This window comes from Rhodococcus sp. ACT016 (genome assembly GCF_050477185.1).
Lineage (GTDB): Bacteria > Actinomycetota > Actinomycetes > Mycobacteriales > Mycobacteriaceae > Prescottella.
In genome coordinates this window covers 351300-366548 of record NZ_JBEAET010000002.1, presented here as the reverse complement: position 1 = coordinate 366548, position 15249 = coordinate 351300, and the positions used below count along the sequence as shown (strand labels likewise).

The window sequence follows — 15249 nt, the reverse complement described above, 5'->3', positions numbered from 1 at the left end:
TCGCGCGATCGAAGGAGAGAACATGAAGATCAGTGCCGCGGTGACCCGGGGGAAGGGCGCACCCTTTGTCATCGAAGAACTGGAACTCGAGGAACCGAGAATGGGCGAGATCATCGTCCGCATGGCGGCAGTGGGCATCTGCCATTCCGACCTCAGCGCCCGTGACCAGTACCTGCCGCTGCCGCTGCCGATGGTGCTCGGTCACGAGGGTGCCGGCGTAGTCGAGGCGGTCGGCCCTGGTGTTTCGTCCCTCGAGGTTGGTGACCACGTGGTACTCAGCCGACTGACGTGCGGTGTGTGTGCGGCTTGCAAGAGCGGCGCAGCGGCACCCTGCAGCAAGCAGGCCATGCTCAACTTCGGCGGCGGGCGTCCCGACGGCTCCACCGGCCTGAGTCGCAAAGGCGAGACCATCCACGGGCAGTTCTTCGGCCAGTCGAGCTTTGCCACCCATGCCTTGGCCCACGAACGCAACGCGACGCGGATCGATCCCGATCTGGACCTCACACTGGCTCCGGCCTTCTCCTGTGGCGTGCTCACCGGCGCCGGCACGGTGATCAACGGACTACGCCCCGCCATCGGCTCGTCCATCGTAGTCTTCGGATCGGGAACCGTCGGGTTGGCTGCCGTACTCGCGGCCCGGGCCGGAGGCTGCACCACGATTATCGCGGTCGACCGGTTCCAGTCTCGGCTGGACTTGGCTGCAGAACTGGGCGCGACACACACGATCCTTGCAGGGGACGAGCCGCTGCCCGCAGCCGTTCGCGCCATCGTGCCCGACGGCGTCCAGTTCAGCGTCGAGGCGACCGGTGTTCCCGCCGTAGTCCGTGCAGCGGTCGAAAGCCTCGCCCCGGGTGGAGAATGTGCGATTCTCGGCGTCGGCCCGGCAGACCAGGACATCAGCCTCAACCACATGCAGCTCGCCTTCTCCGGGATCGCCGTTCGCGGATATCCGACGGGTCTGAGTGAACCGGACATCGTCATCCCGCACCTGGTGGAGCTCTATCTGCAAGGACGGTTCCCCGTCGACCGGTTGATCAGCAGGTTCCCGTTCGGGGATATAGAGAAAGCGGTACGGGCCACGGAGGAGGGATCCGCGATCAAACCGATCCTGGTATTCCCCGAACCCTGATGCCGTAGCTCAACCCGCGGGGGGGGGCAGCAGTGGGATGCGGATCGCCCTTCTCGGGAGTAGATCAACAATCCCGCACTCGGTGTGGTGCACCGAGTGCGGCTGGGACTGGCGGCGCAGGCCTGGACCGTTCTCAATCCCGCGTGCCTTGGCGAGCGGCGTCGTCTGCCAGGACGCCACTATCGTGCTGCAGTTACTGTGCGGCGCAGCGCAATTCGGCAGAGGATTTCCTACCCCTTTCGCAATCGAGGCTAGCTAGCGTTCATTGATCAATTCGAGACGTGGAGGACACAATGGTGAAAGAGTTTGTCGAATACAAGGAGTTGTTCATCGGAGGCCGATGGGAGATTCCAACCGGCCAAGCCTCAATCGAAGTCGTGAGCCCTGCGACGGGCGAGGCAATCGGGCGGGTGCCGCACGCGACACGCGATGACGTGGACAAGGCGGTCGCTATGGCACGTGAGGCGTTCGACGTGGGGCCGTGGCCGAGGCTTCCGTTGGAGGAGCGCCTCGCAGTGATCGAGCGATTCGCATCGGCGCTCCAGCAGAGGATCCAGCAGTTGGCCTCGGTGATCTCACGAGAGAACGGGTCGCCAATCACGTGGAGCCTTGCATCTCAGGCGGGTGCGCCGGCCTTGGTCTGTGGGCTCGCGGTGGAGACCGCGCGCGCTTATCCATTCGAGCATCGACGCCCGGGGCTGCGCAGCGACGTGATTGTGCGCTACGAGCCGGTCGGCGTCGTCGCTGCTGTGGTGCCGTGGAACGTCCCCGCTTTCGTCTCGATCAACAAGCTGGCGTTCGCACTTGCGGCGGGGTGCACCGTGGTGCTCAAGCCGTCGCCCGAAACGCCCCTGGACGCATATATTCTCGCGGAGATCGCAGACGAGGTCGGGCTGCCCGAGGGGGTTCTGAGCGTACTCCCCGCTGACCGCGAGGTCAGTGAGTATCTGGTCGCGCACAAGGGCATCGACAAGGTGTCGTTCACGGGGTCTGTCGGAGCTGGTAAGCGGATCATGGAGGTCGCCGCGGCGAACCTGACCCGCGTCACCCTGGAGCTCGGCGGCAAGTCCGCGGCGATCATCCTCGAGGACGCTGATCTCGACCACGCGGTGTCCACCATCGGTCGCGCATCCTGGGCGCTCAACAACGGTCAGGCATGCGTCGCGCTCACCCGGGTCCTCGCGCCTCGGTCACTCTACGACGAGATCGCCCGGCGCCTGACCGATGCCGCCAACGCCCTGGTGGTCGGCGACCCGGCAGACCCGGCGACCCAGGTCGGTCCACTGGTGTCCGCCCGGCAGCAGCAGCGCGTGCTCGACTACATCCGCATCGGGTGCGAGGAAGGTGCCACCCTACTCGCGGGTGGCGGCATCCCGGAAGACCTGGAACGAGGCTGCTATGTGAGTCCGACACTGTTCGGCGACGTCGACAACTCGATGCGGATAGCGCAGGAGGAGATCTTCGGTCCTGTGGTGTGCCTGATTCCGTATGAGGACGATGCGGACGCGCTGAGAATCGCCAACGAGTCCGAATACGGCCTGTCCGGCGCGGTCTTCACGGCAGACACCGAACGCGGCATCGAGGTTGCACGCCACGTTCGTACCGGCACCATCACGGTCAACGGGTTCTCCACCGAGCCGACTGCTCCGTTCGGCGGCTACAAGAACTCCGGAATCGGGCGCGAACTGGGTGACGAGGGCCTGCGTTCGTACTTGGAAGCCAAGACCATCGCGATCGCCGGCTAGCCGGTTTCTTCTCACAACGCGGAGATTGCTGGCACTCGACTCCAATCCGGCGGTGTGGGCACCGGAAGCCGAACAACGTATTTCGCCACAGAGAGGGAGCAGATCAAGTCATGAAGACCAAGGGTGCAATCCTGCACGGTGTCGGTCAGGAGTGGAAGGTCGAGGAGTTCGAACTCGGCGATCCGGTTTCCGGAGAGGTGCAAGTCCGGCTGGCTGCCAGTGGGTTATGCCATTCGGATTACCACTTCCGAACCGGAGACCTGGTCCCGGCATTCTTCCCCTTGCTCGCCGGGCATGAGGGCGCTGGGGTGGTGACCAAGCTCGGTCGCGGCGTCGAAGGCCTCGAGGAGGGCGACCACGTGGTTCTGGCGTTCGTGCCGTCCTGCGGCATTTGCCGTATGTGCTCTCGCGGCAGACAGAATCTGTGCGATCGCGGCGCGGACAACAGCACCGGCCTGTCCGTTGACGGGACCTACCGTGCGAGCTGCCAGGGAAGTCCGCTCAACCGGGTGAGCGGACTGGGAACATTTGCGCCTTATGTCACCGCGCACCAGTCAAGCATCGTAAAGATCGAGAAGGACATTCCCCTCAACCGCGCCGTACTCCTCGGATGTGGTGTGCCCACAGGTTGGGGCTCGGCAGTATCCGCCGGAGGCGTGCAGGCCGGTGACACTGTCGTCGTGGTCGGTATCGGTGGAATCGGGATCAATGCCGTGCAAGGCGCCGCGAATGCAGGAGCGAGGTTCGTCATCGCCGTCGACCCCGTCGAGAAGAAGCGAACCGAGGCACTCAAACTCGGTGCTACCCATGCATTCACGTCGATTCAGGATGTCGCAGAGCAACTACCGGAACTCACGTGGGGGACCCTGTCGGATGTCACAATCCTGACCCCCGGTCTGGTTGAGCCGGAGATGATCCAGGAAGCGCTCGACATCACCGGCAAGGGGGGCACTGTAGTGCTCACCGGACTCGCGAACATGATGACCCAGGGTGTCCCGCTCAACACAACAATGTTTGCCATGTACGAAAAGCGTTTGCAAGGGACCGTTTTCGGTGGCGCGAGTCCGCGCACGCAGATTCCGAAACTGCTCAACCTCTACCGGAGCGGGATCCTCCACCTCGACGAGTTGGTCACGCGAACCTATGCCCACGACCAGATCAACGAGGGTTACGCGGACATGCTCGACGGCCACAATCTGCGCGGCATCATCGAGTACACCGACGCCGATTACTGACCCCGCTCAGGTTCGAGCGCCGCAGCTATCTGTCATCCCGCACCTCGTAGAGCTGGAGCGGGTGGGCCACTACCCGATCGACCGACTCGTACTCGAACAGCCATCCGACGACATCGAAGATGTGGTTCAGACCGCGGACCTGACATCTCGATAGAGACATGGTCGACCTTCGGTTGACGGTGGCTCGGACGTCCAAAAGGCCCGACGCGCAGCGTATGCCGCGCGTCGGGCCTTCGGTCGCGGTGGACAGGGCCGATGCGAAGGACGACGGAATGTGAAGCGACCTCACAGGCCCGCGAGGAAGTCCAACAGACTCGCTCCGAAGATCGAGTTGTCGTCACCGGCGATCATGTGGCCGGCGCCAGGCACCACGATTTCGCGGGCGTGAGGGATGGCCTCGAGGAGTTCCGCGACGCCTTCCGGGGTGACGACGTCCGACTGTGCGCCTCGGATGATCAGCGTGGGCACCTCGATGCGTCGGGAAGCAGCGAGGAGTCGCTCTGCCAGGTGTGTCCGTGCCGGTTCGCCCCCGTGGCGAAGAAAGGACGGATCCCAGTGCCAGCGCCACCGGCCGTCATCGCCGATCCGGAGGTTCTTGCGTAGCCCGTCCAGTCGACGGGGGCGCGTCCGATGTGGGTTGTACGCAGCCACCGCGTCGGCAACCGCCTCGAGCGACTCGAAGCCATCCGGACACGCAGTCATGAAGTTCCTGACCCGTGAGACGCCGGCCTGCTCGACCCGAGGAACCACGTCGACGAGCACGAGCCCTTTCGCCCGCACCCGTGACTCGCCGACGGCCAAAAGAGCGGTTGCCCCGCCCATGGACGCGCCGACGAGGACGGGGGAGCTGTTGAGATCGTCGACCACGGCCGCCAGGTCGTACACGAGGGCGTCGATGGCGTAGTCCCCGTCCGGCGCCCAATCCGATTCCCCATGGCCGCGGGCATCCAGCGCAACCGTGGTCCACCCCTGATCGCCTAGCCAGGGTGCCGTACGCGACCACGAATGCCGGGTTTGGCCGGCACCGTGGAGCATCACCGCGACACCCGCCTCGCCGGCTGCGGTTACCACGTCGCCGACAACCTGGAGGCCGTGGGCGGCGAACGTCCTGCGGGTGTCTGTGATTGTCACTATCAAGGTCTCCGTTCGGAAAGGGCCCTCGCCGCGGCCCGCACGGCGAGGGCACGTTTTACGAGTCCGCCGCAATATCGCGACCGATGATTTCCTTCATGATCTCGTTGGTGCCTCCGTAGATGGGCAGCACGCGGGCATCGGCGTAGTCCCGTGCGATCTGGTACTCCCGCATGTAGCCGTATCCGCCGTGCAACTGCAGGCATCGGTCCACAATGCGGCTATTGAGTTCCGACAGCCAGTACTTCGCCTTTGCGGCGTCGACCGCCGAGAGTTCGCCGGCGTTGAGTAGCAAGGCGGTTCGGTCAAGGAACGACACGGCGACGTCGACATCTGTGGCGATCTCCGCAAGTGTGAAGCGGGTCGCCTGGAAGTCCCCGATGGCTTGCCCAAACGCCTTGCGTACGAAGCAATGTTCCCGGGTCCGGTCGTAGGCGGCCTGGGCCGCCGCGGTCGCGGTGGCCGCAATCGACATCCGTTCTCTCGGTAAGCGTTCCATCACGTGGACGAATCCGCGTCCGACGGTACCGAGGAGACTGTCGGCGGGGAGCGTCAGGTCGTCGAAGAAAAGTTCGGCGGTATCACTGCCGCGCAGACCCAGCTTGTCAAGCTTGCTTCCGCGCCGGAATCCGGGCGTGTCGGTGGGTACGAGGAACAGGCTCATGGCGTCCGTGGTCTTCGCAAGCACGATCACCAGGTCCGCGCCGAATCCGTTGGTGATGAAGATTTTCGAGCCGTTGAGGACCCACTCCTCGCCGCGTCGTGTCGCGATGGTCCGGATACCACGTAGATCGCTGCCAGCGCTCGGCTCGGTGAGTCCAAGGGCGCCCACCGCGGTGCCGTCGCACAGAGAAGGCAGCCAGCGGGACTTCTGCTCGTCGCTGCCCAGATCGACCAGGTAGGGAATGACGAGGTCGTCCTGCACGCTGGTTGCCGCATTGAAGGAGTTCGCGCCGACTCGCGTGAACTCCTCCATGAGGATCATGCGATAGCGGAAGTCCGGGTTGCCTCCGCCCCCGTATTCGGTCGGTACACCGATTCCGAGAAGTCCGGTCGCGCCCGCTGAGGTCCACGTGATCCTGTCGATGAGACCGTCGTCGTCCCAGCGTTCGACGTGAGGAGCGATGTGTTTGGCGGTGAAGCTGCGGACCATTGAGCGGAAGTCGTGGTGGTCCTGTTGGTAGATGTCGCGTTTCATCCTTGGTCCTCGATTTCGTGTCGTGGCGCGGGTATCGACGGTGCGCGAGGGTGGTGCCGTCAGGACGACGGCAGACCCATCCAGCGAGCGATGTTCCAACGCAACACCTCGCTGGTGCCCTCGTAGATCCGCATGGCCCGGGCATCGCGGTAGAAGCGTTCGATGCCGGTGGCGTTAGTGACCCCGTTCCCGCCGAACACCTGAATCGCACGGTCGGCGACGCGGGAGAGCGCCTCGGTCGCGTAGACCTTGGTGGCCGCACTCAGGCGACGGGCACGTTCGTCGTCCTGGTCAGCAACCTCACAGGCGGACCGAAGCAGTCCACGTGCGGCCTCGATCTCGATCCCCGAGTCCACGATGTGGCCCTGGACGAATTGGTGACCACCGATCGCCCGCCCGAACGCCGTCCGTTGCGACGCGTAGTCGATCATCCGCTCCAGCAGGTATTCGCACTTGCCGATGGCCAGGGCCCCGATGTTGATGCGGGCACGACCGATTCCTGCGAGCGCGTAGCGCAGGGCGTGTCCGCGTTCGCCGACGATTGCGCTCTCCGGCACGCGGACACCGTCGAAGTACAGGTCGACGGGCCGGTCCTCGCCGAGCGTGTGGTGGGTTGCGCCCACGGAGACCCCGGGTGTGTCCATGTCGACGAGGAACGCCGTAAGGCGCCGTGACGCGGATGCCTCCGGGTCGGTCACTGCAACGACCTGGACAAAGTCGGCGTAGGCCCCGTGCGTGATGAACTGCTTGATTCCATTGATGACCCACTGGTCGCCGTCCTGCTTGGCGGTGGTCTGGACGTTGGCGGCGTCCGAACCGGCGCCAGGTTCGGTGATCGCGAAGCAGCCTTCGAGCTCGGCGCGCATGAGCGGTGACAGATACCGATCGCGCTGTTCGGGCGACATTGCCACCATCGGTGCCTGCGGCCCTTCCACGTTGGGGAGCACGCCGCCACGATCGGCCAGGAGCAATCCGCTGGCTCCGATCAGACGGTATGAGTGTGCGATGGTGCCGGCGTTCAGTCCCTCGCCGCCGACCTCTTCCGGCATGGCGGCCCCGTATAGACCCGCCTCTGCGCTACGTCGGCGCAGCGCCCGTCGCTCGTCCAGTTGCGATGCGGGGTCGATGGTTCCGAACTCGGCGAGTTCGCCGGCGTACCGGTCCTCCACCGGGCGTACGACGCGATCGATGAAGGCTTGGATCGCGTCGAGGAAGTCGATCTCGATGTCTGGGCCGAGGTTTTCGTTTGTCATCCCTGCTTGGTCTCTTTCGTCGAAAGGTGCCTCGCACCAAAGGTGAACTTAACTATCAAGTTAAGCATGAATCTCGCGGACGGATGTGGCGGCCGGCCCCGGTCCGCGCTTCTGGATGGCGTCCGACTGGAGCTGGCGGACTCCGCATCAGGGCCTTCTTCGATGGTGCGTCCGATATCCGCGGCGTCTCGCCGCTTCGGGTGGTCAGGCAACTCGGGGCATTGTCGCAAGGTTGGGATCCCATCCATCATGAGAAGGCTTGACCGTGCGGTTAAGCAAGGTTACGGTATGGGCCGATTGAGTGAAACGCATCACATGCGTGATGCGTGAGGGACTCGATTCACACGGAACTACGCCAGCGGCCGTTCTGCCGGCACCCGACGATCCGGGCGCGCGCTGTCCAGCCTTCACCGCCAGTGCAGTGGCGGAACCTAACCTCGAGCCTCGAAAAGGAACCAGTGGTGAACAATTCGAAAACCCCGGAAGTAGCAGCACCTCCACCGGTGGACCCCGCCGCCCGCGTGGCCGCCGCCCCCTCGGTGGTGAGTGGCAAACGAGCCTGGGGAATGACCGGCCTGATCGTGTTCCTCTACCTCGTCAACTACGCCGACAAGGCGGTCTTGGGCATCATTGCGCAACCGCTCGCACGCGAACTGGGGCTGACCGCCTCGCAGATCGGCCTCGTCGGCTCGCTGTTCTTCCTCACCTTCACGATCGGCGGGTTCCTGGCCGGGCCGCTGAACAAACTCCTCACACTCCGCTGGGCACTACTCGCGCTCGGTATCGCATGGTCGGTAGTGATGCTCCCGCTGGTGGTCTCCGCGAGTCTGGTGATGCTGGTGGTCACCCGCATGGCGCTCGGCCTGGCGGAGGGCCCAGGCTCGGCACTGATGCATACAGGAATCTACTCATGGCATCCACCCGCCAAGCGTGGCCTGCCCAGCGCGATCCTGATCAGCTCTGCGTCGGTCGCGAAGATCGCTCTCGCCCCCGCTCTCGCGTTTGTGACCGTGACCTGGGGCTGGCGGGCCGCGATCGTGACGCTCTCGCTGCTCGGTGCCATCTGGACCATGTCGTGGCTCGCCGGCTGGAAGGAAGGGCCCTTCATTGGGCCCGGCGCCGGCAAGGTAGTCGAAGGGGAAGCATCCGAGCCATCTGTGCCGTGGCGAAGGATCTTCCTCAACCGCACCTTCGTCTCGTGTTCGTTCCTCGTGATGGCGCTGTACGCGCTGTCCACGGTGGTACTCACCTGGCTTCCGTCCTATTTCGAGGTCGGACTCGGTTTCAGTGCTCTGCAGGCCGGTTCGTTGTTCGGTCTGCCGTCGATCGTGGGTCTGGTCGTTGGGCTCGGCGCGGCCGTAGTCACCGACCGGCTCGTCTCACGTGGCGTCCGATCGCGGGCTGCTCGAATCGTCACGCCCGCAATCGGAGTCGTGATCGCAGGGGTCACCCTGCTGTTCCTGCCGTCGATCTCCGCGCCGGCACTCGCCGTCGCGGCAGTGTCGATCGGATACGGCTTCGGTGCAGCAGCATTCCCGCTGGTCACCGCTGCGATCTCCGAGCTGTGCCCGCCACAACAGACCGCCGGGACGATGGGCGTCTTCCTGGCAATCCAGGCGATCGGTGGACTGTTGGCGCCCTATGGCACCGGCTTGATCGTGGATCACGCGTCGTCCGCCGCCACTGGCTACGCCACTGCGTTTCAGCTTATCGGAGCCATCGCACTGGTCGCTTCGCTTGCAATGTTGGCATTAGCGAACCCGGACCGTGACAGCGCTCTCGTGCGGGGGCATGTACGAGTGCTAGAATCTTAACTAACCAGGCAAGCATGATCTGTTGGATTGATTCCCGCGGTATACAGCGCAAGTTCAGGCGGCAGGTCTCCGCCGCAGCGAAAGGTGGTGATCCAAGGTGAATAACAAGAATCCCGGGGAGCGAGAGGTCCCCGAGTCGACGTTCGTCGAGTATTGCCTCTCGGCTCTGGCGCGGCGTGGACGTGAGGTCGCGTTCACACACGGCGATCGAGACATGACCGGCGACGCCGCGGTCGAGCTCGCCCAGGCGATGTCTCGGGTGCTCGCCGACGGTGGACTCTCCCGCGGCGCGGGCATCGCCGTCTTGTCGGGCAACCTGCCCGAGGCATTCCTGGTAATGGTCGGTGCCCAGATGTTGGGGGCACGTCACACGGGACTGCCTCCACTGGGATCGGAATCCGATCACCGCTTCATCCTCGAGGACAGTGAAGCGCACACCTTCGTCTACGACCCCCGCACGTTTGGGGACCGCGCACGCGAACTCGCGACGACACCGGGCCTGCGGAAGGTGTACTCCCTTGGGCCTGGACCCGTAGGCGAGGACCTGATCGCGTTGGCCTCGGAAGTGGAAAGAGACACCGCCGGAACGGCTTCGGTCACCACTGTCGCCACTGCCGACGACTACTCGTCGATCTTCTACACGGGCGGAACGACCGGGCGCCCGAAGGGCGTCATCCACACACACCGTGCGGCCCTATGCCAGGCGCTGCTGGTGCAGGCGAACTGGCAGTGGCCCAACGACATCGTCCTGATGATCGCAGCGCCGATCACCCATGCCGCCGGTCAGTTGCTTGCGCCGACACTGGCGTTGGGCGGCCGGGTGGTCCTGGTGGACAAGTTTGACGCGGCCGAAGCTCTTCGCATCATCGAGAGTGAGAAGGTCTCGGTGACGTTCCTCGTTCCGACGATGATCTACGCACTCCTCGACCACCCGGATATCGACCGCCGGAACCTTTCCAGCCTGGCCACATTGGTCTACGGCGCTGCCCCCATGTCCATTCCGCGCCTCGTCCAGACCCACAAGCGGTTCGGCGACGTGCTGTTGCAAGGATACGGACAGACGGAGATCGGTGTCGGGGCGACACTGCTGCTCAAACAGGACCACCGCGAGGATCGGCCGGATCTCCTCACGTCCGCCGGCCGTCCACCGGCCGGCATCACCGCCAGGATCCTCGACGACAATGGCCGCGACGTCCCGATCGGCACCGCTGGTGAACTGTGCCTGCGCGGCACCTCCGTCATGAGCGGGTACTGGAAGCAACCGGACGTAACCGCCGCGACCCTCAAGGACGGTTGGCTGCATACCGGTGACATCGCCGTGCAGGACGCGGACGGCTACTTCTTCATCGTCGACCGCAAGAAGGACATGATCGTTTCCGGCGGATTCAACGTGTACCCCAAGGAAATCGAGGACGTACTCCACACTCATCCAGCGGTGGAATATGCAGCCGTCGTCGGTATCCCGGACGACAAGTGGGGAGAGGCGGTACACGCACTGGTCAAGCTCAAGGCTGGTACCGATGTGGACGTCACCGAACTGAAGGCCCTGGTCCGAGAGCAGAAGGGTGCCATCCACACCCCGAAGGGGATCCATTTCACCGACGACTTCCCCTTGACCGCGATCGGAAAGATCGACAAGAAGATGATCAAGCTCCGTCTGTCGAACGCCTCGGCCTGAGCCGCGACTTCCGGACGGGCAGTCACAACCCCGGCCGCCACCGTCGTTGAGCAGTGCGGCGGCCGACCCAAGCAGAAGGTTGAAAACATGCGCGATGTGTACGTGATCGGCGTCGGTATGACGCCCTTCGGTAAACACTGGGACAGAACTGTCCGATCGCTGGCCACGGCCGCGGCCGAGGACGCGATGCACGATGCCGGGCTGACCCCAGATGCGATCCCATACGTGTACTTCTCGAACGCGGTAGGCGGCCTCGTATCGGGCCAGGAGACCATCCGCGGTCAGGTGGCGCTGCGTCACACCGGGCTACTCGGCTCGACCATCATCAACGTCGAGAATGCGTGCGCGTCAGGCTCCTCCGCCGCCCACCTCGCGTGGATGACCGTCGCCTCCGGGCAGGCGGAGACAACGATGGTCGTCGGTGCCGAGAAGCTGACGCATTCCGACAAACAGGTCAGCTTCCGCGCCTACGCATCGGGTGTGGACCTCGACGAGGTTGGCGGTGACGACCACACCGTCGACCGCCTCGCGGTAGCCGTCGGAAGCGGCAGTCGTTCACGGTTCATGGACATCTACGCGGAGAACGCCCGCGCGTACATGGACAAGACCGGTGCAACACAGGCCGACCTGGCCGCCGTCGTAGCCAAGTCCCGGCAGTTCGCCGCACGCAACCCGCGGGCCCAGCTGCAGGAAGAACTGACTGTCGAACAGGTGCTCGGCGCGCGGGAGATCGTCTGGCCGCTCACCCTGCCGATGTGCTCGCCCATCGGAGACGGTGCGGCGTCGGTGATCCTCGGCAGCAAAGCGGCGGCGTTGGCTGCCGGCGGGCCACTGGTGCGGATCCGAGCGTCAGTGCTGACCTCCGGTACCGACAACGCGCCCCTGTCGGTCGAGCGCGCGGTGGAGCGAGTGTACGGGGAGGCGGGGATCGATCCCGCCGATCTCGACGTGGTCGAGTTGCACGACGCCGCCGCGCCGGCCGAACTCGAGCACTGTGAGTCCCTGCAGCTCGCGCCGGTGGGGGAGGGTGCGGCGCTGATCCGTTCGGGACGGACCGCACTGGGTGGAACCACCTACGTCAACCCCAGCGGTGGACTGCTCGCGAAGGGGCACCCAGTGGGGGCTTCCGGCTGTGCGCAGCTGGTCGAGCTCACCGAGCAGCTCAAAGGTCGGTCCGGCGACCGCCAGCGCTCAGGAGCGCGACTTGCGCTGGCGCACAACGCAGGCGGATCCATAGGCGACGACACCGCGGCTCTGTCTCTCACAGTCCTGGAAAGGATCTAACCCATGGCATCGACAGCAACATCCACTCGGGTGGCCCTCGTGACGGGCGCCGGTCAGGGAGTCGGTCGTCAAACCGCGATCGACTTGGTGCGGCGCGGGATCGCTGGCCGGGTCGTGGTCAACGACTACGTGGCCGAGCGGGCCGAGGCGGTGGCCAACGAGCTCCGCGGACTAGGCGCCGAGGCAATCGCCGCCCCGTTCGACGTGACCGACGGCCCCGCGGTGCGCGAGGCGGTCGCGAAGGCGACGGCGGAGTTCGGCGGTATCGACATTCTCGTCAATAACGCCGGCAACTCTGGCACCGCCGGACACGCACAGGACCAGTCGCTGTTCTGGGAGAGCGATCCCGCGGAGTGGACGCCGTGGATCGGCGTGAACTTCACGGGCGTCCTCAACTGCACGCACGCTGTCGTTGGCGGCATGGTTGAACGTGGATACGGCCGCATTGTCACCGTGATCTCCGAGGCCGCCCGAGTGGGCGAGCCGAACTACGTGGTCTATTCGGGTGCCAAGGCCGGTGCGGCCGGCTTCACCCGCGCGATCGGCAGCGCCACCGGCCGGCACGGGGTGACAGCTAACTGTGTCGCACTGGGGGCAACGCGCACGCCGGCTACCGCGCAGATCGACGAGATGGACGACAAGACGGCCCGCCGGATCCTCAGCGGCTACGCCGTCAAGCGTTTCGGCGAAGCCACCGACGCCGCCGCCGCGATCTGCTTCTTCGCCGGTGAGGACGCGGGCTGGATCACCAAGCAGACCCTGCCTGTCAACGGCGGATACTCGAATGCCCTTTGACCGCTCGCCCTTCGGGACGCCGCTGGCCGGGGTGCGGGTGCTCTCGCTGGCGCAGCAGCTTCCGGGTCCGTATGCGGCGATGCTGCTGCGGGAGATGGGTGCCGAGGTCGTGATGGTCGAGCATCCGTGCGAGGGTGATCCCGCGCGGCAGAGTCCCGCGCTGTTCGAGCTACTCAACCGCGGCAAGTTCAGCGTCACGCTCGACCTGAAGGACAGCCAGGACCGTCGGCAGTTGACGGAACTCGCCAGGTCCTGCCGAATCGTGCTGGAAGGGTTCCGCCCCGGGGTCGCGCGACGGCTGGGCGTCGACTACGAGACGCTGCGTGCGGTTCGCGAGGACATCGTCTACTGCGCCATCTCAGGATACGGACAGTCCGGGCCGCAGGCCCAACTTCCCGCCCACGACCTGTCGATCCAGGGTCGCGCTGGCGTGGCGATGCCCCAGGCATTCGATCCGCACGACACAGGCCTGCCCTTGGCCGACCTAACGGCGGGGCTGTACGCGGCGATGATGACAGCGGTGAGCGCCCTAGCCGGCGACGAGAGCAGATACCTCGACCTGTCGATGGCCGACGCATTGGCCGGCTGGTCTTCGGTACTGAACGTGGGTGACTGGTCCATCGGTTGGAATCCATTCCGCGGCAATGCCAATCCCGGATATGGGTTCTATCAGACCACGGACGGCTGGCTGTCGGTTTCCATCGCATTCGAGGATCACTTCTGGCAACTCCTGTGCGAGCGGCTGAACCTGCCTGAAATCGCCGGCCTGGACCGGTCCGCACGACACGTCCGATTCGAGGAGCTGCGCGCCGCCGTCGCCGAGCGTATCGCGGAACGGAGCACCGACTACTGGCTCGACGAGCTCGGCAGGGCCGGCGTCCCGGTGGATCGCGTGAACGACACAGGCAGCGTGCTCTCCGACGAACTGTTCCTCGGCCGGGGCGTGATCAGACTCCGTGAGGACACGCTGCCGGACGTTCGTACGCCACTGACTCAGTTCGATCCCCGGCCCGCCGACATGCGTGCCCCGCAACTGGGGGCCGACAACGAGAAGTTTCTGTCGTGCGCGGGCCACCACCCGCGCAACGGATGAGAGGAGCGGGACACCATGACGAACCTGCCGAAACTGGACAACCTGGACCTGGATTGGGCGGCGCCAGGCGTACTGCTTGCCACCATCGACCGCGCCCGATCGGCAAACACCATCAGCGCACCACTGAGCAGGGATCTGCTAACACTCGCCGATCTCTGCGCGACGGACACTGAGGTGCGCGTGGTAGTCATCACCGGAAGCGGCGACCGATTCTTCTGCGCCGGAGCGGATTTGCGGGACCCCGAGTTCGGCCCCGGATGGATTCAGCTGGCGCGCCGGGCCTACGATGCCTTCGCCAATCTCGCCGTGCCGACCGTCGCTGCGATCAACGGACTCGCGCTGGGCGGCGGCACGGAATTGACACTGGCCTGCGATATCAGGTTTGCGGATCCCGCCGCGCAGTTCGGTCTGCCGGAGATCAAGATCGGCTCGCTTCCAGGCGCGGGCGGGATGACCAGGCTGCAGAGCCTGATCGGCCCCGCAGCTGCCCGCGACCTTGTATTCTCCGGACGCCAGATCTCGGCGGACAAGGCTCTCGAACTGGGCCTAGTCGACCGGCTAAGTGCCCCCCGCAACGCGGTGACCGAGGCCGTCGACTACGCCCGCGAGATAGCCCAATACGCCGGGTACGCACTCAAGGCCGCGAAGGTCTCCTTCACCAACGCCCTTGGCACGCCGACCGCGGCCGCGTTGGCCACCGAGTACCAGCTGTTCGACACCATGGCCACGCCCGATCAGATGGCGGCCGAACAGCAGCGCGCGGCCGACCGGGACCCGGTTTACGCGCGTATCTTCCGCGGCGGAACAGCCACCGCGTCGGCGAACTCGGCAGGGATGTGACAGCGTCGTGGAAGAAGACTCTGCCAAGGCAACCACGCCCGGGCTCGACGTCGA

Annotated in this window: 12 protein-coding genes; 9 read left to right on the top strand and 3 right to left on the bottom strand. The window is 65.1% G+C overall.

Annotation, left to right across the window (positions count from 1 at the left end; genetic code table 11):
- Positions 1-22 precede the first annotated feature (22 nt).
- From ACQ5DX_RS28505 to ACQ5DX_RS28495, 3 genes are all read left to right on the top strand, one after another.
- Entirely contained in the window at positions 23-1129 is a 1107-nt protein-coding gene (locus ACQ5DX_RS28505; RefSeq protein ID WP_430336100.1) for an NAD(P)-dependent alcohol dehydrogenase, read from the top strand.
- A gap of 293 nt (positions 1130-1422) precedes the next feature.
- Positions 1423-2874 carry an aldehyde dehydrogenase gene (locus ACQ5DX_RS28500; RefSeq protein WP_430336099.1) on the top strand — a complete coding sequence of 484 codons (1452 nt, stop codon included), beginning with the start codon at positions 1423-1425 and terminating at the stop codon, positions 2872-2874.
- Positions 2875-2984: 110 nt separating this feature from the next.
- Positions 2985-4109 (top strand): NDMA-dependent alcohol dehydrogenase, encoded by a 1125-nt coding sequence (locus tag ACQ5DX_RS28495; RefSeq protein WP_430336098.1) that lies wholly within the window; start codon positions 2985-2987, stop codon positions 4107-4109.
- A gap of 285 nt (positions 4110-4394) precedes the next feature.
- Here the strand turns inward: ACQ5DX_RS28495 and ACQ5DX_RS28490 are convergent, their stop codons facing one another.
- The 3 genes from ACQ5DX_RS28490 to ACQ5DX_RS28480 are packed head-to-tail and all read right to left on the bottom strand — an operon-like array spanning position 4395 to position 7691.
- Positions 4395-5240: an alpha/beta fold hydrolase gene (locus ACQ5DX_RS28490; RefSeq protein ID WP_430336097.1), complete on the bottom strand. Its 846-nt coding sequence runs from the start codon at positions 5238-5240 to the stop codon at positions 4395-4397.
- Positions 5241-5298: 58 nt separating this feature from the next.
- Complete coding sequence (locus ACQ5DX_RS28485; RefSeq protein ID WP_430336096.1) at positions 5299-6438, bottom strand: acyl-CoA dehydrogenase family protein; 1140 nt, start codon at positions 6436-6438, stop codon at positions 5299-5301.
- Between the two features lie 59 nt (positions 6439-6497).
- The gene (locus ACQ5DX_RS28480; protein WP_430336095.1) at positions 6498-7691 is read right to left on the bottom strand and encodes an acyl-CoA dehydrogenase family protein; all 1194 of its coding nucleotides are present in this window, start codon (positions 7689-7691) and stop codon (positions 6498-6500) included.
- Positions 7692-8257: 566 nt separating this feature from the next.
- On the opposite strand from ACQ5DX_RS28480, the gene ACQ5DX_RS28475 reads away from it, so the two are divergent.
- The 6 genes from ACQ5DX_RS28475 (at position 8258) to ACQ5DX_RS28450 (ending at position 15195) form a co-directional block, all read left to right on the top strand.
- On the top strand, positions 8258-9505 hold the full coding sequence (locus ACQ5DX_RS28475; protein ID WP_430336094.1) for an MFS transporter: 1248 nt from the start codon (positions 8258-8260) through the stop codon (positions 9503-9505).
- Between the two features lie 97 nt (positions 9506-9602).
- On the top strand, positions 9603-11183 hold the full coding sequence (locus tag ACQ5DX_RS28470) for an AMP-binding protein (RefSeq protein WP_430336093.1): 1581 nt from the start codon (positions 9603-9605) through the stop codon (positions 11181-11183).
- 87 nt (positions 11184-11270) lie between these two features.
- Positions 11271-12467, top strand: a complete 1197-nt coding sequence (locus ACQ5DX_RS28465) for a thiolase family protein (RefSeq protein ID WP_430336092.1) — start codon at positions 11271-11273, stop codon at positions 12465-12467.
- A gap of 3 nt (positions 12468-12470) precedes the next feature.
- On the top strand, positions 12471-13262 hold the full coding sequence (locus ACQ5DX_RS28460) for an SDR family NAD(P)-dependent oxidoreductase (protein ID WP_430336091.1): 792 nt from the start codon (positions 12471-12473) through the stop codon (positions 13260-13262).
- On the top strand, positions 13252-14355 hold the full coding sequence (locus ACQ5DX_RS28455) for a CaiB/BaiF CoA transferase family protein (RefSeq protein ID WP_430336090.1): 1104 nt from the start codon (positions 13252-13254) through the stop codon (positions 14353-14355). Before ACQ5DX_RS28460 ends, ACQ5DX_RS28455 begins: the two co-directional genes overlap by 11 nt.
- A 15-nt stretch (positions 14356-14370) precedes the next feature.
- Positions 14371-15195, top strand: coding sequence for an enoyl-CoA hydratase/isomerase family protein (locus ACQ5DX_RS28450; RefSeq protein ID WP_430336089.1), 825 nt, complete (start codon positions 14371-14373; stop codon positions 15193-15195).
- The last annotated feature ends 54 nt before the right edge of the window (positions 15196-15249 follow it).

Bases quoted from the DNA above. Each gene is read 5' to 3' on its own strand.
- ACQ5DX_RS28485 (WP_430336096.1), bottom strand. From the start codon at position 6,438: ATGAAACGCGACATCTACCAACAGGACCACCACGACTTCCGCTCAATG.
- ACQ5DX_RS28500 (WP_430336099.1), top strand. From the start codon at position 1,423: ATGGTGAAAGAGTTTGTCGAATACAAGGAGTTGTTCATCGGAGGCCGA.
- ACQ5DX_RS28465 (WP_430336092.1), top strand. From the start codon at position 11,271: ATGCGCGATGTGTACGTGATCGGCGTCGGTATGACGCCCTTCGGTAAA.
- ACQ5DX_RS28455 (WP_430336090.1), top strand. From the start codon at position 13,252: ATGCCCTTTGACCGCTCGCCCTTCGGGACGCCGCTGGCCGGGGTGCGG.
- ACQ5DX_RS28460 (WP_430336091.1), top strand. From the start codon at position 12,471: ATGGCATCGACAGCAACATCCACTCGGGTGGCCCTCGTGACGGGCGCC.
- ACQ5DX_RS28480 (WP_430336095.1), bottom strand. From the start codon at position 7,691: ATGACAAACGAAAACCTCGGCCCAGACATCGAGATCGACTTCCTCGAC.
- ACQ5DX_RS28450 (WP_430336089.1), top strand. From the start codon at position 14,371: ATGACGAACCTGCCGAAACTGGACAACCTGGACCTGGATTGGGCGGCG.
- ACQ5DX_RS28505 (WP_430336100.1), top strand. From the start codon at position 23: ATGAAGATCAGTGCCGCGGTGACCCGGGGGAAGGGCGCACCCTTTGTC.
- ACQ5DX_RS28475 (WP_430336094.1), top strand. From the start codon at position 8,258: ATGACCGGCCTGATCGTGTTCCTCTACCTCGTCAACTACGCCGACAAG.
- ACQ5DX_RS28495 (WP_430336098.1), top strand. From the start codon at position 2,985: ATGAAGACCAAGGGTGCAATCCTGCACGGTGTCGGTCAGGAGTGGAAG.